Genomic DNA, 20,216 nt, shown 5'->3' on the forward strand with positions numbered 1-20,216 from the left:
GGTCCAGAGCCGGACCACCTCCCGAAAGGACACAGCAATGAAGCACCTTCCCTCACCCGCGGTGCGGCGCGCCCTCGCCGTGCTCGCGGCCGGCACCGTCGCCGCCATCGCCCTCGCCGGCTGCTCCGCCGGCGGCGCCTCCGACGGCGGCGGCAGCGCCGCAGGCGACGGCACGTTCGACTCCGTCAAGGCCGCACTCGAGAAGGGCGGCGAGATCACCTACTGGTCGTGGACGCCCTCCGCCGAGGCCCAGGTCGAGGCGTTCGAGAAGGCCTACCCCAACGTCAAGGTCAACCTGGTCAACGCCGGAACGAACAACGACGAGTACACCAAGCTGCAGAACGCCATCAAGGCCGGATCCGGCGCCCCCGACGTCGTGCAGATCGAGTACCAGGCGTTCCCGCAGTTCTCGCTGACGGACTCGTTCGTCGACCTCGCGCAGTACGGCTTCGCCGACTTCGAAGACGACTACACGGCATCCACCTGGGGCTCCGTGACCAGCGACAAGGCGATCTACGGCCTCCCGCAGGACTCCGGCCCCATGGCCCTGTTCTACAACAAGTCCGTCTTCGACGCGGCCGGCATCGCCGTCCCCACCACGTGGGACGAGTACTACGAGGCCGCCAAGGCGATCCACGCGGCGAACCCGAACGCGTACATCACCAACGACACCGGCGACGCCGGCTTCGCGACCTCGATGATCTGGCAGGCCGGCGGCACGCCGTTCCAGACGGAGGGCACCGATGTCACGATCGACCTCCAGGATGCCGGGTCGAAGAAGTGGACCGAGAACTGGAACCGCCTCGTCTCCGAGGGCCTCGTCGCCCCCACCTCCAGCTGGAGCGACGAGTGGTTCCGCGGCCTGGGCGACGGCAGCATCGCGACCCTCATCATCGGCGCCTGGATGCCGGGCAACCTCATCTCCGGCGCCCCTGACGGCTCGGGAGACTGGCGCGTCGCCCCGATGCCGACCTACGACGGCTCGCCCGCCAGCGCGGAGAACGGCGGCGGCGGTCAGGCCGTGACCACCCAGAGCAAGAACCCGGCCCTCGCCGCGGGCTTCCTGTGGTGGCTGAACAACTCCGAGGACAGCATCAAGATCTTCCTCGAGTCCGGCGGGTTCCCGTCGACCAACGCCGAGCTCTCCAGCGACGAGTTCCTCAGCGAGGCGCCGGAGTACTTCGGCGGCCAGAAGATCAACGAGGTGCTCGCGGATGCCGCGAAGAGCGTCGTCAAGGGATGGCACTACCTGCCCTACCAGGTCTACGCGAACAGCATCTTCGGCGACACCGTCGGACAGTCGTACCAGAACGGCACCGACCTGAACGAGGGCCTCACCGCCTGGCAGGACGCGCTGGTCGAGTACGGCAACGCCCAGGGCTTCTCCGTCAACAAGTAACACCCGGGGCGGGCGCGCCGCACGGCGCGCCCGCCCTCTCATCGAAAGCACTTCATCGTGACCAGCTTCTCCATCGGCGACGACCACTTCCTCCGCGCCGGCCGGCCGCACCAGGTGATCTCCGGCGCCATCCACTACTTCCGAGTGCACCCGGACCAGTGGCAGGACCGCATCCGCAAGGCGCGGCTGATGGGGCTGAACACGATCGAGACCTACGTCGCCTGGAACGCCCACGAGCCGCGGCGCGGAGACTGGGACGCGACGGGCTGGAACGATCTCGGCGGATTCCTCGACCTCGTGCACGCCGAGGGCCTCGACGCCATCGTCCGCCCCGGCCCCTACATCTGCGCCGAGTGGCACAACGGCGGACTCCCCGTCTGGCTCACCGCCGACGGCACCGCGCTGCGGTCGTCCGACCCGGCCTACCTCGCCGACGTGAGCGCGTACCTGCGACGCGTGTACGAGATCGTCACTCCCCGGCAGATCGACCGCGGCGGACCCGTCGTCCTCGTCCAGATCGAGAACGAGTACGGCGCCTACGGCTCGGACAAGGAGTACCTCCGCGCTCTCGTCGAGGTCACCAGGGATGCCGGGATCACCGTCCCGCTGACGACCGTCGATCAGCCCACGGCCCAGATGCTGGAGGACGGCAGCCTGCCCGGGCTGCACAAGACCGCGTCGTTCGGCTCGCGCAGCGTCGAGCGCCTCGCCACGCTCCGTCGGCATCAGCCGACCGGACCGCTGATGTGCTCCGAGTTCTGGGACGGCTGGTTCGACTGGTGGGGCGGCGTGCATCACGTGACGAGCACGGAGGCCGCCGCATCCGACCTCGATGCGCTCCTCGCGGCCGGGGCATCCGTGAACATCTACATGTTCCACGGCGGTACGAACTTCGGCCTCACCAACGGGGCCAACGACAAGGGGCGCTACCTTCCCCTCGTCACCTCCTACGACTACGACGCGCCGCTCGACGAGGCCGGACAGCCCACCGCGAAGTTCTTCGCCTTCCGCGACGTCATCGCGAAGCACGCGCCGGTGCCCGACGAGCTGCCCGCGCCGCGACGCGAGGCCCCGACGTTCTCCGCGCCGCTCAGCGCCGCGGGCTCCTGGACGGATGCTCCGGCATCCGCCGTCCGCACGCACGCCCCCGCGTCCTTCGAGGAGCTCTCGCACCTCAGCGCGCTCGTGCGGTACGACGTCGACCTCCCCGAGGGGCGCGGCGGCGTGCTCCGTCTCGACGACGTGCGCGACCTCGCCTGGGTGAGCATCGACGGCGTGCCCGTCGGCACGCTCGCCCGCACCCGCCACGACCAGACCATCGCGATCCCCGACGGACGCGTGCTCAGCATCCTCGTCGAGGATCAGGGTCGGGTGAACTACGACCACCGCCTCGGCGAGCGGAAGGGCCTCATCGGCGCCGTGACGCTGGAGGGGGCGCCCCTCATCGGCTGGGCGTCCACGCCGCTGGACGTGGCGCAGATCGCCGCGCACCTGCCTCTGACCACGAGCACGGCCGGACCTTCGGCGTGGACCGCGGCGTTCGACCTCGATGAGCCGACCGATCTCTTCATCGACACCGCGGCGTGGAGCAAGGGGTACGCGTTCCTCAACGGATTCTTCCTCGGGCGGTACTGGCGCAACGGCCCGCAGCGGACGCTCTATGCGCCGTCGCCCGCGACACGCTCCGGGGAGAACCGACTCGTCGTGCTCGAGCTGGAGCAGCTGCTCTCCCCCACCGCCGACTTCCTGCCCGGCCTCTCGCTCGGCGTCACGGAGGAGTGAGCGGCCGGGCCACCGTGTCGGCTCCCTCCCCCGGTCTCAGTAGTCCGCGGTGATCGTCTGCACGGCGCCGTCGAGCACCATCGTCCCGCCGTAGGGCAGGATCCACTGCGGACGCGTGTGGCCGAACGGGACGCCGACGCAGACGACGGCATCGGGGTTGTATCGTCCGACCACATCGATCACGACGTCGCGCTGAGCGTCGCGCAGCGCCTTCGCCTCACCGGGCGTCGGCCGGAACTCGACGTCGCTCACCGGGGGCCGTGCCATGACCACGCCCGCAACGGCCCCGAGGATGCCGAGCTCGCCGAGGTAGCGCAGCCAGCGCGCCACCCAGCCGGCCGGCGGGCGTTCCTCGCTCGTCTCCAGCAGCAGGATCGCGCCCTCGAGCTCGTGCGGCTGCGGCAGACGCCCGAGGAACGCCAGACCGTCGATCGACTCCAGGCAGCCGCCCCAGGTCCGCCCCGCCACCCGCGCGGCGGGGCCCGCCCAGGTCCACGGCTCGGTGGGCACGCGATCTCCGTACTCGGTGAGCGCGCGCGGATCGGCCCAGCGCCGGCCCACGTCCTCCGACTCCCCCGGCTCGGTGATCTCGAGCGTCCCGCCGTCGAGGAGCAGGGCGCGCAGCGCACGCAGGTGCACGTCGTCGACGGCGGGGCCGGGGCCGAGGTGCACCGCGGTCGAGCCGCCGTAGTATCCGCTGATGCCGTGGGTCCACAGCCAGTTCAGGATGTTCGTGTTGTCGCTGTATCCGACGAACGGCTTCGGATCCGCCGTCGCGAGCGCGGCGTCGAGGTGCGGCACCACCAGAATCTGATCGTCTCCGCCGATCGTCGCGAGGATCGCGCGGATGCTCGGGTCGGCGAACGCCGCGTTGACATCGGCGGCCCTCGCCTCGGGCGTCGCGTCGAGGAGTCTCGTCGTCGGATACTCCACCGGGACGAGCCCGGTGAGGGTCGCGAGACGGCTCATCGCCTGCTCGTGCAGGGCGGGCGCGACCGCGGGGGCGGCGAAGGCCGGGGACAGCACGGCGACCCTGTCGCCGGACGTGAGCTTCGGAGCAGACAGCATCCGCCCAGTCTGTCTCAGCACGGCGGCCTCCGCACACCGGCGGGCTTCTTCTGGTCAAGAGCGGCCTGATCGACTATTCTTGGACCCGAGCCACGTCGCACTGTGCGTGCCCGCCTCGAGTCATCACGGCGAACGCCTGCGATCGTTAAGTTCTTCTTACAGATCACATGCAGAACTGCTCGATGGACGCCGTCGCAGACGCGCCGACAGACTGCATTCCTGAGAGACCACTCTCGCCCCCGACCCGATGGGGGACCGCCTCACAGGAAGCGCGATCAATGGTGAATCGATCTCGGAAAGTGCTGTTCGGAGGGCTCGCGCTCGTCGTCGCCCTCGTGGTGACCGGGTGCAATGCGAACTCCGGCCCCACGGAGTCCACGTCCGACGGCACGGCGACGGCGATGGAGTCCGTCCCCACCGGCGGCACCCTGCACTACCTCTCCCGTCGTGCGAACGAGTCGTGGGAGACCGCGAACGCGCAGATGGTGCCCACGAGCCGCCTGCGCTGGGTCCACCGCGGACTCACCTCGTGGCAGACGTTCCCCGACAAGGAGACGATCCTCACCCCCGACCTGGCGACGGACACCGGCACCACCGACGACGGAGGGAAGACCTGGACCTTCACGCTCAAGGACGATCTCCTCTTCTCCGACGGCACCCCGATCACCGCCGCGGACGTCAAGTACGGCGTCGAGCGGTCGTTCGCCCCGATGTTCCAGGGCGGCCTCGGCTACCACAAGACCCTGCTCGTCGGCGCGGAGGACTACGAGGGCCCCTACGACGGCGAGGAGCTGGACTCGATCGAGGTCGTCGACGACCAGACGATCGTGTTCCACCTCAACCGCCCGTTCGGCAACTGGCCGTGGATCGTGAGCATGCCCGCGTTCGCGCCGGTGCCGGCCGCCGCCGACACGGAGCCGGAGACCTACGGCGAGCACCCCGTCGCCAGCGGCCCGTACATGATCACCGAGTACTCCAAGGGCTCGCAGGCCGTGCTGGAGCGCAACCCGCACTGGGATGAGAAGACCGACGACGTGCGATTCGCGGGCCCCGACAAGATCGTCGTCGACATGGGTCTGAACAACGACACGATCGTGCAGCGCCTCATCGACGACAAGGGCGATGACAAGGACGCGATCAGCAACGCCCTGATCTCGCCGTCCCAGTTCCAGCGCATCGAGTCCGACCCCTCGATCTCGGACCGCCTCGCCAATGGCCCCTCCGGCTATTTCCGCTACCTCGCACTGAACATGAAGAGCCCCGAGCTGGCGGATGTGCGCGTCCGCCAGGCGATCAACTTCGCCCTCAACAAGGCCGAGGTGCAGAGCGTCTACGGAGGCCCGAAGTTCGGCGGGCAGATCAGCTCCACGATCATGACGCCCGGCATGCCGGGCTACGAGGAGTTCGACCTCTACGGCGGCGGCGACAAGGGCGACGTAGACAAGGCCAAGAAGCTCCTGGCGGATGCCGGCGTCACCGATCTCACGCTGAGCCTCACCTACCCGACCGATGTGAGCGCGATCGAGGAGAAGGAGGCCCTCAGCATCAAGAACTCCCTCGAGAAGGCCGGGATCACGGTCGAGCTGAACGGCCTCGACTCCGACACCTGGTACGAGCTCGTCTCCTCCGGGGGCGGCGACTACGACATGACGACGAGCGGATGGGGAGCCGACTTCCCGAGCGGCATGAGCACGATCCAGCCGCTGTTCGCATCCAGCGAGATCGGGAACGGCGGAGGGAACGCCTCGAACTACTCGAACCCCGATGTCGACGCCGCGATCGACGCCGCGATCTCCGAGCCCGACCTCGACAAGGCCGGAGAGATGTGGGCCGCGATCGACAGGCAGATCATGGAGGATGCTCCGATCGTCCCGATCCTGGTGCAGCGCACCCAGGCTCTCGCCGGATCGAACATCGTGAACTACTTCATCCCCGCCTACCCGCCGTTCGCGAACGAGCTGGTCGTCGGCATCTCCGAGTGAGCACCATGACCCTGGTCGACACGAAGCGCGCGGAGGGCCGACGCCCGTCGGTCCTCCGCCGCTTCACCCGGAAGCGCTCGGCGGTGATCGGACTCGTGATGCTCGCGATCCCGCTCCTCGCCGGGGTGCTCGCGCCGGTTCTCGTCGCGCTCGAGGGGCAGGACCCGTACTCGTTCCACACGGATCTCCTCGACCCGAACGGCGGTCGGCCGCTCGGCCCCCTCGGCGGCGTGAGCGCCGAGCACTGGCTCGGCGTCGCCCCGGTGACCGGCATCGACCTGTTCGCGCAGATCGTCTACGGCATCCGCTCCTCGCTGTTCATCGCCTTCGCGGCCAGCATCATCTCGATCGTCTTCGCGGCCGCACTCGGCACCGCGATGGGCTACTTCGGCGGCTGGCTCAACGCGGTCGCCGGACGGGTGATCGACTTCATGTTCGGCTTCCCCGGGCTGATGTTCGTGATCGCCGTGATGGTGATCGTCCCCCCGGAGTTCCCCCGGGAGCTGGTGCTCGTGTTCGTGCTCGCGTTCTTCGGCTGGACGGTGCCGGCCCGGATCATCGGGGCCCAGGCCGGAGCCGTGAACGCCCGCGCGTTCGTCGAGGCCGCACGCTCCACCGGTGCGCCGCCCTGGCAGATCATCCGCCGGGAGATGCTCCCCCACCTCCTCGGACTCGTCGTCGTGCTGTTCGCGATGTCCCTCCCGGCGAACGTCAGCATGGTCGCCGGTCTCTCCTTCCTCGGCGTCGGCCTGCGCGGCGACGTCCCCGACCTCGGCAAGCTGCTGTCCGACTCCCTCCCCTGGATCTACAGCGGCGCCGACGTCTGGTACATGGTCTTCCCCGGCGCTGTGGTGTTCTGCATCGTGTTCGGGGCCACTCTCGCCGGAGACGCGCTCCGCGACGTCCTCGATGTGCGCACGGAGGACGCATCATGATCGGCTACATCTCCCGCCGCCTGTTCACCGCGGTGTTCATGCTCCTCGCGATCGCCTTCGTGACGATCGCCCTCTTCTTCGGCGCATCGCGCGACCCCGCTCGCGCCATGTGCGGCAAGCCCTGCCCCGCCGACACCCTCGCCAAGGTCAGCGCCTACATGCAGACCGACAAGGGCGTGCTCTGGCAGTACGTCGAGTTCGTGAAGGGGCTGTTCGTCGGCCGCACCTACGGCTCCGGTTCGCAGCAGGTGCACTGCGCCGCCCCCTGCTTCGGGTACTCGTTCCCCAACCAGAGCGACGTGACGACGCTCATCGTCGAGCGCCTTCCCGTGACGCTGTCGCTGACGTTCGGCGCCGCGGTGCTCTGCCTCCTCGTCGGCGTCGGCCTCGGCGCGGCATCCGCCATCCGCAAGGGCGGCCTCATCGACAGGTTCTCCGCCGGCTTCGCGATGTTCGGCCTCGCCGTGCCGACGTTCCTCGTGGGCCTGCTCGTGGTGCAGGTGTTCGGGTTCATGCTGAACGCGCTCCCCTACTCGGGGTTCGTCCCGATCTCGGAGTCGCCGTGGGAGTGGGCCTGGCATCTGATCGGCCCGTGGATGGTGCTGTCGATCATCCTGGCGGCCGGCTACATCAGGGTGACGCGCACCCAGCTGCTCGGCGAGCTGTCCTCCGACCACCTGGTCGCGATGACCGCGCGGGGCGCATCGCCCCGCCGTGTGAACGCGCACGCCGTCCGCGGCGTGATGATCCCGATCGTGGCGATGTTCGCCCTCGACGTCGCCGCGCTGCTGGGCGGCTCGGTGATCGCCGAGAAGGTGTTCAGCCTCCACGGCCTCGGCGACCTCCTGCTCGCGGGGGTGAACGAGTCCGATCTCAGCCTGGTGGTCGGGGTCACCCTGTTCTCCGCCTTCCTCATCATCATCGGCAACCTCCTCGCCGACATGCTCATGCCGCTTCTCGACCCGAGGATCCGCCGTGCCTGAACCCGTGCTCCAGATCGACGACCTCTCCATCTCCTTCGCCCTCGGCGGCGCCGACGTCGACGTCGTCCGCGGCCTCTCGGTCTCGGTCGAGAAGGGCCGCACGCTCGCCGTGGTGGGCGAGTCCGGCTCGGGCAAGACCATCACGGGCCGCTCGATCATGCGGCTCCTGCCTCCGGCGGCGAGCGCGCGCGGCAGCATCCGCGTCGCCGGTCGCGAGATGCTCACCGCCGATGAGAGGGCGCTGCGCCGGATCCGCGGAGCCGACGTCGCGATGGTCTTCCAGGACTCGCTCTCCGCGCTGAGCCCCTACCTCAGCATCGGGGCGCAGATCGTGCAGGCGGTGCGGCTCCACGACTCCTCCGTCTCCCGCCGCGCCGCGCTCGCTCGCGCCGTGGAGATGCTGGACCGCGTCGGCATCCCGAACCCCGCCGAGAGCGCCCGACGCTATCCGCACGAGTTCTCCGGCGGCATGCGCCAGCGCGCGGTGATCGCGATGGCGCTGGTGAACCGCCCCGCCCTGCTGATCGCCGACGAGCCGACCACGGCCCTCGACGTCACCGTGCAGGCGCAGATCCTCGCGCTGCTGCGCGGCCTGCAGGACGAGTACGGCATGGCGATGCTGCTGATCAGCCACGATTTCGGGGTCGTCGCGAGCGCCGCCGACGATGTGCTCGTGCTCTACGCAGGGCGCGAGGCCGAGTACGGGACCCTGCGCGACATCTTCGAACGGCCGGCCCATCCGTACACCGCGGGGCTCAGGGCCGCGACCCCGCGTCTCGACGCCGAGGGCGAGCGGGCGCGGCTCCGAGCGATCCCCGGGGTCCCCACGTCGCTGCGGGACGCAGGAGCCGGGTGCGCGTTCGCTCCCCGTTGCGCCTTCGCCGCGCAGCTCGACGGACGGTGCGAGACCGAGCTGCCGGCGCCGACCGTGCGGGGCGCGCGCACCGACGGCCTGCACCGGGCCGCGTGCCATCTCGATCGTCTCCCCGACCTGCAGGAGGCCGCCCGATGAGCAAACCGATCCTCGTGATGACGGACGTCACCAAGCGCTACCGCACGGGAGGCGTGTTCGGCCGGAACCGCAAGACCGCGCTCGCGGTCGACGGCGTCACCCTGCACGTCGGCCGCGGCGAGGCGCTGGGGCTGGTGGGCGAGTCGGGGTCGGGCAAGTCGACCCTGGCGCGGATGGCGAACGGGCTGATCGCTCCGAGCTCCGGCTCCGTCGTCACAGACGGGCAGGACATCGCGCAGCTCAGCGCGAAGGGCCTCCGCGGCCTGCGGCGCAACGTCGCGATGGTGTTCCAGGATCCGCTGGCCTCGTTGAATCCGCGGCAGACGGTGCGGCAGACGCTCGAGAACGTGTTCCGCGCGCACGGCGAGACGACCTCGACGGCGGAGCTGATCGACCTGCTCGCCTCGGTGGGGCTGGGCTCCGACTACCTCGAGCGCTACCCGCACGAGGCCTCAGGCGGACAGCTGCAGCGCGTCGCGGTCGCCAGGGCGCTCGCGCTCAAGCCCGCCCTGATCATCGCGGACGAGCCGACCTCGGCGCTCGACGTCTCGGTGCGCGCGCAGATCCTCAACCTGCTCGCCGACCTGCAGCGCGATCAGGGGATCTCGTTCCTGCACGTCAGCCACGACCTCGCCGTGATCCGCCTCTACAGCGATCGCGTCGCGGTCATGAACCGCGGGCGGATCGTCGAGACGGGGCCGTCGGACGAGATCTTCCGCTCGCCGCAGCATCCGTACACGCAGTCCCTCGTCGACGCGACGCCCGAGGCGGAGCTCCCGACTCATAACGACGCCCCCGTGCGCACGATCGGGCGCACGTGCGACGATCGTGACCATGACTCACCGAATGACCACGACGCCGTGGTTCGGCCAGAAGCCGGCCCGGCACGAGACAGAAAGAGGACACGTGGGTACTGACCTGTTCGTCCGAGAGTTCGGACGGGATGCCGAAGAGGCTCCCGTCATCCTGATCCTGCACGGCGCCGTCGAGTCCGGCGCCTGCTACGGGGATGCGGTGCACCGCTGGGGGGACGACTTCCACATCGTCGCCCCCGATGCGCGGGGTCACGGCCGCTCGCCCGGACGCCTCCCCGAGCACGAGGGCGTGCCGTCGACCGACGTGATGGTGCAGGACGCGATCGACATCCTGGAGGACATCCTCGAGGAGACCGGACGGCGGACGCTGATCGTCGGGCACTCGATGGGCGCGCGCATCGCCGCCTTCGTCGCGGCCGACGCGCCTCATCTGGTGGCCGGGGTGGTGCTGGAGGATCCGCCGTGGTGGGTGCCGGAGGCCGGCCCCAACCCGTGGCTCAGCGTGGAGCAGACCGAGAAGGACCCGTTCGACTTCGCCGACACCGCGACCGTCGACGAGCTCGTCGAGATGCAGCGCACCCAGAAGCCGCACTGGCCCGAGGAGGAGCTGCGGCCCCTCGCCGAGGCCATGAAGGCGGTCGACATCGCCTACATGGAGCAGCGCGTGCACGAGAAGCGCCGCATCTGGACCCCCACGGCCCGCCAGATCACCGTCGGACCGACCGGGGTGCCCGCGCTGCTGGTCACCGGGACCGGCGACGTCATCGTCGACAAGCACTCCCGTGAGCGCCTGACCGCGGTCGCTCCCGGATTCGACATCGTCGTGATCGACGGGGCGCACCACTGCGTGCGCCGCGACAAGCCGGTCGAGTACCACCGGCACGTCGACGCCTTCCTCCGCGAGAACGCTCCGTCGACGGGGTCGGTCACTCCACGCTGAACGTGTCGGAACGCGCGAGCGGACCGTGGATCTCCGAGTCGGGCTCGGCGAGCACGGTCCGCATCGCGTCGAGGCCCGCGCGCACCACCGGATGCCCCTGGTTGTCGCGACGTGTGGTCATGATGACCTTGCGCAGCGGGGCGATCCCCTGCGTGGGAAGGATCGTCACCCACTCGGCATCCCGCGCGGACAGTGCGGACTCCGGCACCAGGCACACCCCGGCCTCGGCGGCGACGAGCGAGACCGCGGCGCGGTAGTCGTCAGACACGTGCGTGATCGTCGGGTGGAACCCCAGCTCCGCGCACGCCTGCAGCACCATGGTGCGCGAGGGGTTTCCGGGAGAGGGCATGATCCAGCCGTCCTCGATGAGCTGCGTCAGCTCCACACCGTCGGATGAGGCGAGCGGGTGGCTGTGCGGGACCGCCGCCTTGAACCGCTCGATGTAGAGCGGGAACTTCACGATGTCGGGGGAATCGCGCTCGGGGTCGGACTCGTACTCCAGGCTGACGGTGGCGTCGATGTCTCCGCGCATGAGCATGCGGTGGCTCATGTGCGCCTCGGCGTCGACGACCTTGACGTCGATACCAGGGGCGTTGCGGCGCAGCTCCACGATCGCGGGGGCGACGACCCAGCTGATCGCGGTCGGGAACGCGCCGATGCGCAGCTGCCCGAGGAGGCCGCCGGAGTGCGCGGCGAGCTCCGCCTCGGCGATCTTGAGGCGGGAGTTGATCTCCTCCGCGTGCTCGGCGAGGATGCGTCCGGCGGGCGTCAGCGCGAGCTTGCGCCCCGTGCGCACCATGAGCTGCTGACCGACCTCCCGTTCGAGCGCGGCGAGCTGCTGGGAGACGGCGGATGCCGTGAGGTGCAGTGCGGCCGCCGTGGCGGTGACGGAGTCGGAGAGCACGAAGGCGCGCAGGACGAGCAGACGTCGGGGGTCGATCGTGGCCACGGGGACTCCATCGGCGGGTGGTGGCCGGTCGCCGTTCCGTGCGGGTTCACGCGGCTTCCGGATGCCTCATCCTATCGAGGCGAAGGGCCGGCGCCCGGTGCCCGGCCGCCCTGTCGGAGGGGACGGACCTGTCGTCAATTCATGTTGACATTCGCCGACTCTTCGATCAGGATGGACGTCAATGATCGTTGACGGAAAGGTCGTGGATCATGGTGAAGGCATCCGCCGTCTCCGAAGACGGGGCAGAACCCCTTGCCGAGCTGCACCGCCTGGCGGGGCTCCGCCTCGACATCGCGCGCGCCGAGGAGGCGCAGGTGCGCAAGGCCCGCAATCTCGGCTACTCCTGGCAGGCGATCGCGAGCGCACTCGGCGTCACGAAGCAGGCCGCGCACCGCCGCTTCGGCCGCAGCTGAACCGGCCACACAGCCCATCCACAGAAACCGCATCGACACGAAGTACGGTCGAAGTACCCACCCCTCTCAGATCGAGGTTCCGCATGTCCAGCACGGCGACGACACGCCGACGCGGACGCGGCGCGCCGCAAGACGGTCCCCGCGCCACGTTCCGCCAGCTCCTCCCCTTCCTCTTCGAGCACAAGCGCACGCTGATCGTCGTCGCCGTGCTCAGCGTGTTCGGCGCCGCGACCTCGCTCGTCCAGCCCCTCCTCGTCGGCCAGGTCATCGAGGCCGTGCAGTCGAACAGCGGCCTCGGCATCCTGATCTGGCTGCTCATCGGGTTCGTCGTCGTCTCCTCGATCATCTCGGGCTACCAGCACTACCTCCTCCAGCGCACGGGCACCGCGGTCGTCCACTCGAGCCGCCGCAAGCTCATCGCCCGCATCCTGCACCTGCCGATCAGCGAGTTCGACGCCCGCCGCACCGGGGATCTCGTCTCGCGCGTCGGCACCGACACCACGCTCCTCTACGCCGTGCTGACGCAGGGCCTCGCGGATGCCGTCGGGAGCGCGATCCTGTTCGTCGGCGCCCTGATCGCGATGCTGCTGATCGACCCCCTGCTCCTGCTGCTCATCGTGATCGTGATCGGCGTGTCCGTCATCGTCGTCGTGGCCCTGAGCGGACGGATCCGCACCGCGTCCACCGCGCAGCAGGTCAAGGTGGGCGAGCTCGCCTCCGGCGTCGAGCGTGCGGTGGGCTCGATCCGCACCGTGCGCGCCTCCGGCGCCACCGAGCGCGAGACCGAGAACGTGTCCGCACTCGCCGCCGACGCGTACGGCATCGGCGTGCGGATCGCGAAGATCTCCTCGCTCGTCGTGCCGATCGCCGGCATCGCCCTGCAGCTGTCGCTGCTCGTGGTCCTGGGAGTCGGCGGCTTCCGTGTCGCCGCGGGCACGATCACGATCGCCTCCCTGATCACCTTCATCATGTTCCTCTTCATGCTGGTCATGCCGCTCGCCACCACGTTCGGCGCGATCACGTCGGTGAACCAGGCGCTGGGCGCGCTCGGACGCATCCAGGAGGTCCTCGACCTGCCGACCGAGACGCAGGACGACGAGGCCATCGCGGCATCCGTCCCCCGCGAAGAGACGGATGCCGCCGCGCCCGCCGTCGAGTTCCGCGACGTGCGCTTCCGCTACCCGGAGAACGTCGTCGCCGCTCGGGAGAAGGCCGCGCGCGAGGCGCGGACCCTGCTCGCCGACGCGCACCTGGAGTCGGCGGACGACCCGGCGCCCTCACCTTCCCGCGAGGTCCTCCGCGGCGTGTCCTTCACGGTGCCCCGCGGCGCCCGCGTGGCTCTCGTGGGCCCGAGCGGCGCCGGCAAGAGCACAATCCTCTCGCTGCTGGAGCGCTTCTACGACCCCACCGGAGGGTCGATCCGACTCCACGGACACGACGCCCGCACCTATCCGCGCGACGAGCTGCGCGCGCAGTTCGGCTACGTCGAGCAGGACGCCCCGACCCTCGCCGGAACGCTGGCGGACAACCTGCGCCTCGCGGCCCCGACGGCATCAGACGCCGACTGCGTGCGTGTGCTGCGCGCGGTCAACCTCGGCGAAGTGCTGGAGCGCGATCCCCTCGGTCTCGACGCCCCCGTCGGCGAGGACGGCGTGATGCTCTCCGGCGGCGAGCGCCAGCGTCTCGCCATCGCGCGGGCACTGCTCACCGACGCGCCGATCCTGCTCCTCGACGAGTCGACCTCGTCGCTCGACGGCGTGAACGAGCAGCGCATGCGCGAGGCCATCGACGCGGTCTCGACGGACCGCACCCTGGTCGTGATCGCGCACCGACTGTCGACCGTCGTCGACAGCGATCAGATCATCGTGCTGCAGGACGGCGTGGTCGCCGGCACCGGCACGCACGCCGAGCTGGTCGAGTCGACTCCCCTGTACCGCGACCTCGCCCGTCACCAGCTGCTGGCCTGAGTCCGGCCGGCGCACGCCGCCGAACGCGGACTGCCGCGTCGGTCGGTGCCCAGCGCGACAGCTCGGCCGGTCGGCTCAGCTCCCGGAAGGAGCGGCGATCTGCCAGGCCGTCACGTGCACGGTCGCACCGGGGATGATGTCGAGTGAGATGTCCGTGGCGGACCGCAGCTCCCCCGGACGCACGGCGATCCACACGCTGCGCGCGGCGAGCTGACCGTTCACCGAGTTCGCGTCCCAGCCGATGACGGCGGAGGCCGTCTCGCCGGGCTGGAGGGTGACGGGTGCGGGTCCAGGGTCCTGCGCCATGAACGCGCCCCCGTGCTCGACGATCACGTCGAGCAGATGCCCGTTCTGGTCGCCGTACGCGACATCGGGATACCCCTCGACGACGCACGGCTCCTCGGAGACGTTCACGAGCTGGATCCACTGACCGCGATGCCCGGTCGCGGCGTCGGTCCCCGGGGCGGTCAAGAACGTGTCCTCCGCGGTGCACGCGCCGTCGGGTGCCGCCCCCTCGGCCGGGGCTGCTGCAGGCACCGGCTCGCCCGGCGCATCGGGGTCTCGCGGAGCGGCGCCGTCGGGATCGGCCAGTTCCTGAGCCTCGACCTCGGCCGCGGCCTGGTCCTGTCTCAGCTGCTCCTGCGCCGCGTTGTTCCCGGCCTCGGCCGCGACGGGCAGCGCGACCAGCGCGACCGCGACGACGGCCGCCAGCACCACGCTCCGAGACCGGAGACGCTCGGCAGGGGTGGCATCCGCCTCCCGCCCCCGCCCTGCCTTGAGGAAGACCAGAGCGGGGAGCCAGCCGACCAGCGCCGCCCACCAGGTCGTCGACATCGTGAACCCCGTGCTCCCCGCGGCGCCCCTGATGCCCGACCAGCTGATCGCCGATGCGACGCTGCCCAGATCCAGGGCGGCGCCGATCGCGAAGGCCGTCAGCACCGCGGCGAGCCAGGCGGCCGCGAAAGCGGTGCGTCCCGTCGCCGTCGACTCCCTGCTCGTCGAGAACCAGGAGGCGAGCAGCGCGAACCCGCCGACGAGCACGACGAGCGTCAGCACGTGCTCGACGATCGCCCAGCCCACGGGGCTCCCGAACATGCCCCATCGCATCGGCGACGGGAGCAGCTGCCCGAGCGTCGCCAGGCTCCCGCCCGCCCCGGACAGGACGTACGGCAGCCAGCCGCAGAAGAACCACAGGACGGCGAGCACGCCGCCCCCGATCAGACCTCGACGCATCGCACTTCCCCCCGGCAGCACCGCGCGGACCGCGGATATCACGACCCTATCGCCGTGAACTCCCCGGTCCGGGGATTCCGCATGCGCGAAGGCGGGATGCCGGAGACCACTCAGCCATGGGTTCGTCTCGAGCATCCCGCCTTGGCGGAAAGGAGGGCGCCGTATCCCCCGATGGCGGCGCCCCGTCCGTGTCAGGCGTTCGACAGCCTGTAGCGCAGCGATGCCAGCTCGGCGCGCAGCGCAGCGGGCAGCTTGTCGCCGAAGGTGTCGTAGAACGCCTCCGTGAGGTCGGCCTCGGTCTTCCACGCCTCGGCGTCGACCGAGAACAGCTCCTCGAGGTCCGCCTCGGGGACGTCGAGTCCGTCGAGGTTGAGGTCCTCCGTGCGGGGCAGACGGCCGATGGGGCTGTCGACCGCGGTGACCTCACCGGAGATGCGGCGGATGATCCAGTCGATGACGCGCGAGTTGTCGCCGAATCCGGGCCACAGGAACCGGCCGTCGGAGCCGCGGCGGAACCAGTTGACCTGGAAGATCCGCGGCGCGCGGTCGAAGCGGAGCGTGCGTCCGACCTTCAGCCAGTGCCCGAAGTAGTCGGCCATGTTGTATCCGCAGAACGGGAGCATCGCGAAGGGGTCGCGGCGCAGCTCGCCCACCGTGCCCTCGGCGGCGGCCGTGCGCTCGGACGAGATGTTCGATCCGAGGAACACGCCGTGCGTCCAGTCGGTCGCCTCGACGACGAGCGGGACGTTGCTCGCGCGGCGTCCGCCGAAGAGGATGACGTCGAGCGGCACCGCCGCCTCCCAGTCCTCCGAGATCTGCGGGCACTGCGCGGCCGACACCGTGAAGCGCGAGTTCGGGTGCGCGGCGGGGCGTCCCGAGTCGGGCGTCCACTCGTTGCCCTCCCAGTCGATGAGGTTCGCCGGCGCCTCGTCGGTCAGACCCTCCCACCAGACGTCGCCGTCGGGGCGGAGCGCCACGTTCGTGAAGATCGTGTTGCCCCAAAGGGTCTCGACCGCGGTGACGTTGGTCGACTCGCCGGTTCCGGGTGCGACGCCGAAGAAGCCGGCCTCGGGGTTGATGGCCCACATGCGGCCGTCCTCACCCGGGCGGATCCACGCGATGTCGTCGCCGAGGGTCTCCACCTTCCAGCCGGGGATCGTCGGGCGGAGCATGGCGAGGTTCGTCTTGCCGCAGGCGGAGGGGAACGCCGCGGCCACGTGGTACGCCGTGCCTGCGGGGTCGATCACGCGGATGAGCAGCATGTGCTCGGCGAGCCAGCCCTCGTCGCGGGCGATCACCGAGGCGATGCGCAGGGCGAAGCACTTCTTCGCGAGGATCGCGTTGCCGCCGTAGCCCGAGCCGAACGAGTAGACCTCGAGCGTGTCCGGGAAGTGCACGATGTACTTCTCCTCGTTGCACGGCCACTCGACGTCGGCCTGTCCAGGCTCCAGCGGGGCTCCGACGGAGTGGACCGTCTTGACCCACGGCGCGCCCTCGGCGATCTGGCGGGTGACGGCGTCGCCGACGCGCGTCATGATGCCGATCGAGGCGACGGCGTAGGCGCTGTCGGTGACCTGGACGCCGATGTGCGACAGCGGGCCGCCGACCGGGCCCATCGAGAACGGCACGACGTACATGGTGCGACCGCGCATCGATCCCTCGAAGATCTCGGTCATCTTCTCGCGCATCTCGGCGGGGGCGGCCCAGTTGTTCGTAGGGCCGGCATCCTCTTCGCGCTCGGAGGAGATGAACGTGCGGCCCTCGGTGCGGGCAACGTCGCTGGGGTGCGAGCGGGCGAGGTAGGAGCCGGGGCGCCACTCGGGGTTGAGCTTGATGATCTTGCCCTCGTCGACCAGTCCGCGCAGCAGCCGGTCGTTCTCGGCGCGAGAGCCGTCGACCCAGTGGATGCTGTCGGGCTGCGTGAGAGCGGCGATCTCGTCGACCCAGGCGGTCAGCTCCGCCATCGCGGGGGTGTCGTAGGTCGGCGCCGTCCCGAACGTGCGCGCGGGGGCGACGGATGCTGCTCGAGGGGTGAAGATCTCGGCGATGGCCATGACTGCTGCTCCTTTGAGTGGGGGGCGTTGCATCCATCTTCTTCTGGGTTGAGGGCGATTTTCTGACGAATCTGGCGATAAGAATCTCCATTCTTTCGATAGGATCAAGGAATGGCGACCTCCGGCATCCACCTCACGACCCTCGGCCACCGCATCCGTCACCACCGGCTGGAGAACGGCTACACCCTCGATGAGCTCGGCGCCCTGGTCGGCGTCGCCGGCTCCCAGCTGAGCCTCATCGAGAACGGCAAGCGCGAGCCGAAGCTCTCCCTGCTGCAGGCGATCGCGCAGGCCACCCGCACCGAGGTCACCGACCTCATCTCGGGAGAGCCGCCGAACCGCCGCGCCGCCCTGGAGATCGAGCTCGAGCGCGCGCAGGAGAGCCCGGTGTTCCGCCAGCTGGGCATCGCACCCGTCCGCGTCACGAAGGGCATGAGCGACGAGACGATCGAGTCGCTGCTGGGGCTGCACCGCGAGCTGCAGCGCCGCGAGCGCGAGGCCATCGCGACCCCCGAGGAGGCGCGCAGGGCGAACACCGAGCTGCGCCTGCGCATGCGCGCCCAGCACAACTACCTCGCCGACATCGAGAAGCTCGCCGAGAAGCATCTGCGGGCCGCAGGGCACGTGCAGGGCGCGCTCACCCACCGCACGGTGAGCATCATGGCCGAGAAGCTCGGGTTCGAGCTCATCTACGTGACCGATCTTCCCCACTCGACGAGGTCGGTCACCGACCTCGAGAACGGACGGATCTACCTGCCCCCTGCGTCCATCCCCGGCGGTCACGGCCTGCGGTCGATGGCCTTGCAGGCGATGGCCCACCGACTGCTCGGCCACACGCCCCCCACCGACTACGCGGACTTCCTGCAGCAGCGCCTGGAGATCAACTACTTCGCGGCATGCTGCCTCATGCCGGAGACGGCATCCGTCGCCTTCCTGCAGCAGGCGAAGAAGGACCGCAACCTCGCGGTCGAGGACTTCCGCGACGCGTTCGGCGTCACGCACGAGGCGGCGGGCATGCGGATGACGAACCTGCTCACGCAGCACCTGGGGATGCCGCTGCATTTCCTGCGCGTCGCGGCGAACGGCGCGATCACCCGCGTCTACGAGAACGACGACCTGCCGCTGCCCATGGACGTCACGGGCGCCGTCGAGGGGCAGCGCGTGTGCCGCAAGTTCCAGGCGCGCGGTGCGTTCACGCAGCAGAACCGCACCACGGAGCACCACCAGTACACCGACACCCCCTCCGGGACGTTCTGGTGCTCCACGCAGACCGGCTCGGCGACCGACGGCGAGTTCTCGGTGACGGTCGGCGTGCCGTTCGACGACGCGCGCTGGTGGCGCGGGCGGGAGACCGCAGACCGCGCCGTCTCGACCTGCCCCGACGAGGCGTGCTGCCGCCGGCCTCCGTCCGACCTCGCTGAGCGCTGGAGCGGGAAGGCGTGGCCGAGCGCCCGCGTGCACACGCACATGTTCTCGCCGCTCCCCCGCGGCGCCTTCCCCGGTGTCGACGACAACGAGGTCTACAACTTCCTCGGGCGGCACGCCGACGAGTGAGCCCTGACGACGCGTCGACGCGAAGAGGGATCAGCGGGCGACGAAGTCGCCGTACCGGCTGAGCGCCGCGTCGACGGCATCCGGATCCAGCGCCGCGTCGAAGGGCTCGGCGATCGGCGCATCGCGGTGCCGCCCCACGGCGGCGGAGTGGGTCCATGCTCCGGCGATGCGCCCGCCCGCGAGCAGGCTCGCCCTCACCATCCCGTTCTTGCCTGGGCCGATGCGCGCCATGGCGTCGGCATCGGCGACAGGGGTGCGGTCTGCGTAGGAGATGTAGTACTCGTCGAACATCGGCAGTGCGCGCAGCTCGGCGTCATCGACCCCACGACCACGGCGCGGCCGCACGGCGGAGACGAAGAGCCCCTCCTCGACCTCGGTGACGCGATGCCGGGCGCGCTCGACCGCCTCGCGAGCCGCGCCGAGGGTCAGCCCCGACCACCACGCGAAGTCCGCGGCGCCCGCGGGGCCGTGGCCGTCGATGTAGCGCACGAAGAACTCCGCCAGCGGGTCGTCCGGCGCGACGGCATCGGGCAGGTGCTCATCGGCCAGCACGAACAGCTGCTCACGTCCGACCGCTCCGTCGCGCGCAACCACCGGCCCCTGCACGAGGACGCCGTCGACGCACAGCGCGCCGATGAGGTGCACCCCGCGCTGCGCCGACGGGTCGATGCCCAGCGCCGCGATGTCGTCGAGCAGCTGCGCCCGCGTTCTGCCGCCGTCGGCGAGGCGCTCTCGAAGTGCCCCTCCGACACGGGCGAGCATCTCCCCGTCGATGCCGAGCTCCCGGTGCCTGCCCGCGACCTGCTTGCGCTGCCGCTCGCCGGTGATCGAGAGCACCCAGCGCAGGTCGGCGGCGGGGATGATGTGCAGCGTTCCCCGCATCGTCCACGACCGCACGAGCTCGCCGCGCGCGAAAGCCCTGTCGACCGCGGAGAGCGCGGGCGCTCCGCTCGTGCGGATGCCGAGAGCCCACCGGCCGGCGAGGAACTCCTGCCCCTGCACCGCGAGCATGTGCGAGGCGGCATCCGTCACGGTGCGCGCGGGCGCTGTGAGCCTGTGGGAGCGGAGCCGTTCGGACAGCAGGGCGCTGGGCGTCATGCCCCCATACTGCCGTGCGGCGCCGACATCCG

The 20,216-nt window shown here is 70.3% G+C and carries 16 protein-coding genes; 11 read left to right on the plus strand and 5 right to left on the minus strand.

Features of this window, described 5'->3' with window-relative positions; all coding sequences use genetic code 11:
• The first annotated feature begins 37 nt into the window (after nt 1–37).
• Entirely contained in the window at nt 38–1,399 is a 1,362-nt protein-coding gene (locus MRBLWH10_RS10720) for a sugar ABC transporter substrate-binding protein (RefSeq protein WP_223586801.1), read from the plus strand.
• A gap of 57 nt (nt 1,400–1,456) precedes the next feature.
• A complete protein-coding gene (locus tag MRBLWH10_RS10725) occupies nt 1,457–3,181 on the plus strand; it encodes a beta-galactosidase family protein (protein ID WP_341939847.1) in 1,725 nt (574 codons plus the stop codon).
• A 36-nt stretch (nt 3,182–3,217) separates the two neighbouring features.
• Here MRBLWH10_RS10725 and MRBLWH10_RS10730 read toward each other — a convergent pair whose 3' ends face one another.
• A complete protein-coding gene (locus tag MRBLWH10_RS10730) occupies nt 3,218–4,249 on the minus strand; it encodes a S66 peptidase family protein (protein ID WP_341939848.1) in 1,032 nt (343 codons plus the stop codon).
• Nucleotides 4,250–4,527: 278 nt separating this feature from the next.
• Here MRBLWH10_RS10730 and MRBLWH10_RS10735 point away from each other — a divergent pair, with 278 nt between their 5' ends.
• From MRBLWH10_RS10735 to MRBLWH10_RS10760, 6 genes are read left to right on the plus strand one after another with little or no spacing between them, the layout of a single operon-like run.
• The gene (locus MRBLWH10_RS10735; RefSeq protein WP_341939849.1) at nt 4,528–6,231 is read left to right on the plus strand and encodes an ABC transporter substrate-binding protein; all 1,704 of its coding nucleotides are present in this window, start codon (nt 4,528–4,530) and stop codon (nt 6,229–6,231) included.
• A gap of 5 nt (nt 6,232–6,236) precedes the next feature.
• Nucleotides 6,237–7,166 (plus strand): ABC transporter permease, encoded by a 930-nt coding sequence (locus MRBLWH10_RS10740; protein ID WP_341942590.1) that lies wholly within the window; start codon nt 6,237–6,239, stop codon nt 7,164–7,166.
• Nucleotides 7,163–8,149 carry an ABC transporter permease gene (locus MRBLWH10_RS10745; RefSeq protein WP_105676139.1) on the plus strand — a complete coding sequence of 329 codons (987 nt, stop codon included), beginning with the start codon at nt 7,163–7,165 and terminating at the stop codon, nt 8,147–8,149. Before MRBLWH10_RS10740 ends, MRBLWH10_RS10745 begins: the two co-directional genes overlap by 4 nt.
• Nucleotides 8,142–9,161 carry an ABC transporter ATP-binding protein gene (locus MRBLWH10_RS10750; RefSeq protein ID WP_341939850.1) on the plus strand — a complete coding sequence of 340 codons (1,020 nt, stop codon included), beginning with the start codon at nt 8,142–8,144 and terminating at the stop codon, nt 9,159–9,161. Before MRBLWH10_RS10745 ends, MRBLWH10_RS10750 begins: the two co-directional genes overlap by 8 nt.
• Nucleotides 9,158–10,078, plus strand: a complete 921-nt coding sequence (locus tag MRBLWH10_RS10755; RefSeq protein ID WP_341939851.1) for an ATP-binding cassette domain-containing protein — start codon at nt 9,158–9,160, stop codon at nt 10,076–10,078. The genes MRBLWH10_RS10750 and MRBLWH10_RS10755 overlap by 4 nt, the downstream gene beginning before the upstream one ends.
• Nucleotides 10,068–10,916, plus strand: a complete 849-nt coding sequence (locus MRBLWH10_RS10760) for an alpha/beta fold hydrolase (RefSeq protein WP_341939852.1) — start codon at nt 10,068–10,070, stop codon at nt 10,914–10,916. The genes MRBLWH10_RS10755 and MRBLWH10_RS10760 overlap by 11 nt, the downstream gene beginning before the upstream one ends.
• Here the strand turns inward: MRBLWH10_RS10760 and MRBLWH10_RS10765 are convergent.
• Entirely contained in the window at nt 10,903–11,865 is a 963-nt protein-coding gene (locus tag MRBLWH10_RS10765) for a LysR family transcriptional regulator (RefSeq protein ID WP_105676131.1), read from the minus strand. The two genes, MRBLWH10_RS10760 and MRBLWH10_RS10765, sit on opposite strands and share 14 nt — an antisense overlap.
• Before the next feature lie 209 nt (nt 11,866–12,074).
• Between MRBLWH10_RS10765 and MRBLWH10_RS10770 the strand changes: the two genes are divergently transcribed.
• Nucleotides 12,075–12,278 carry an AsnC family protein gene (locus MRBLWH10_RS10770; RefSeq protein ID WP_223586807.1) on the plus strand — a complete coding sequence of 68 codons (204 nt, stop codon included), beginning with the start codon at nt 12,075–12,077 and terminating at the stop codon, nt 12,276–12,278.
• An 83-nt stretch (nt 12,279–12,361) separates the two neighbouring features.
• Complete coding sequence (locus tag MRBLWH10_RS10775; protein ID WP_341939853.1) at nt 12,362–14,245, plus strand: ABC transporter ATP-binding protein; 1,884 nt, start codon at nt 12,362–12,364, stop codon at nt 14,243–14,245.
• Between the two features lie 75 nt (nt 14,246–14,320).
• Here MRBLWH10_RS10775 and MRBLWH10_RS10780 read toward each other — a convergent pair whose 3' ends face one another.
• Both MRBLWH10_RS10780 and MRBLWH10_RS10785 read right to left on the minus strand, forming a co-directional pair.
• A complete protein-coding gene (locus MRBLWH10_RS10780; protein ID WP_341939854.1) occupies nt 14,321–15,478 on the minus strand; it encodes a DUF4232 domain-containing protein in 1,158 nt (385 codons plus the stop codon).
• A 191-nt stretch (nt 15,479–15,669) separates the two neighbouring features.
• Complete coding sequence (locus MRBLWH10_RS10785) at nt 15,670–17,442, minus strand: phosphoenolpyruvate carboxykinase (GTP) (protein ID WP_105676182.1); 1,773 nt, start codon at nt 17,440–17,442, stop codon at nt 15,670–15,672.
• Between the two features lie 201 nt (nt 17,443–17,643).
• Between MRBLWH10_RS10785 and MRBLWH10_RS10790 the strand changes: the two genes are divergently transcribed.
• The gene (locus tag MRBLWH10_RS10790; RefSeq protein ID WP_105676123.1) at nt 17,644–19,086 is read left to right on the plus strand and encodes an XRE family transcriptional regulator; all 1,443 of its coding nucleotides are present in this window, start codon (nt 17,644–17,646) and stop codon (nt 19,084–19,086) included.
• Between the two features lie 30 nt (nt 19,087–19,116).
• On the opposite strand, the gene MRBLWH10_RS10795 is transcribed toward MRBLWH10_RS10790, so the two are convergent.
• Nucleotides 19,117–20,184, minus strand: coding sequence for a winged helix DNA-binding domain-containing protein (locus MRBLWH10_RS10795; protein WP_341939855.1), 1,068 nt, complete (start codon nt 20,182–20,184; stop codon nt 19,117–19,119).
• Nucleotides 20,185–20,216 lie beyond the last annotated feature (32 nt).

Source organism: Microbacterium sp. LWH10-1.2 (genome assembly GCF_038397765.1).
In the GTDB taxonomy this organism is placed as follows: domain Bacteria; phylum Actinomycetota; class Actinomycetes; order Actinomycetales; family Microbacteriaceae; genus Microbacterium; species Microbacterium natoriense.

Coding starts and splice junctions, on each gene's coding strand:
- MRBLWH10_RS10755 (WP_341939851.1), top strand. CDS start 9,158: ATGAGCAAACCGATCCTCGTGATGACGGACGTCACCAAGCGCTACCGC.
- MRBLWH10_RS10720 (WP_223586801.1), top strand. CDS start 38: ATGAAGCACCTTCCCTCACCCGCGGTGCGGCGCGCCCTCGCCGTGCTC.
- MRBLWH10_RS10785 (WP_105676182.1), bottom strand. CDS start 17,442: ATGGCGGAGCTGACCGCCTGGGTCGACGAGATCGCCGCTCTCACGCAG.
- MRBLWH10_RS10730 (WP_341939848.1), bottom strand. CDS start 4,249: ATGCTGTCTGCTCCGAAGCTCACGTCCGGCGACAGGGTCGCCGTGCTG.
- MRBLWH10_RS10740 (WP_341942590.1), top strand. CDS start 6,237: ATGACCCTGGTCGACACGAAGCGCGCGGAGGGCCGACGCCCGTCGGTC.
- MRBLWH10_RS10745 (WP_105676139.1), top strand. CDS start 7,163: ATGATCGGCTACATCTCCCGCCGCCTGTTCACCGCGGTGTTCATGCTC.
- MRBLWH10_RS10770 (WP_223586807.1), top strand. CDS start 12,075: ATGGTGAAGGCATCCGCCGTCTCCGAAGACGGGGCAGAACCCCTTGCC.
- MRBLWH10_RS10775 (WP_341939853.1), top strand. CDS start 12,362: ATGTCCAGCACGGCGACGACACGCCGACGCGGACGCGGCGCGCCGCAA.
- MRBLWH10_RS10790 (WP_105676123.1), top strand. CDS start 17,644: ATGGCGACCTCCGGCATCCACCTCACGACCCTCGGCCACCGCATCCGT.
- MRBLWH10_RS10795 (WP_341939855.1), bottom strand. CDS start 20,184: ATGACGCCCAGCGCCCTGCTGTCCGAACGGCTCCGCTCCCACAGGCTC.
- MRBLWH10_RS10780 (WP_341939854.1), bottom strand. CDS start 15,478: ATGCGTCGAGGTCTGATCGGGGGCGGCGTGCTCGCCGTCCTGTGGTTC.
- MRBLWH10_RS10735 (WP_341939849.1), top strand. CDS start 4,528: ATGGTGAATCGATCTCGGAAAGTGCTGTTCGGAGGGCTCGCGCTCGTC.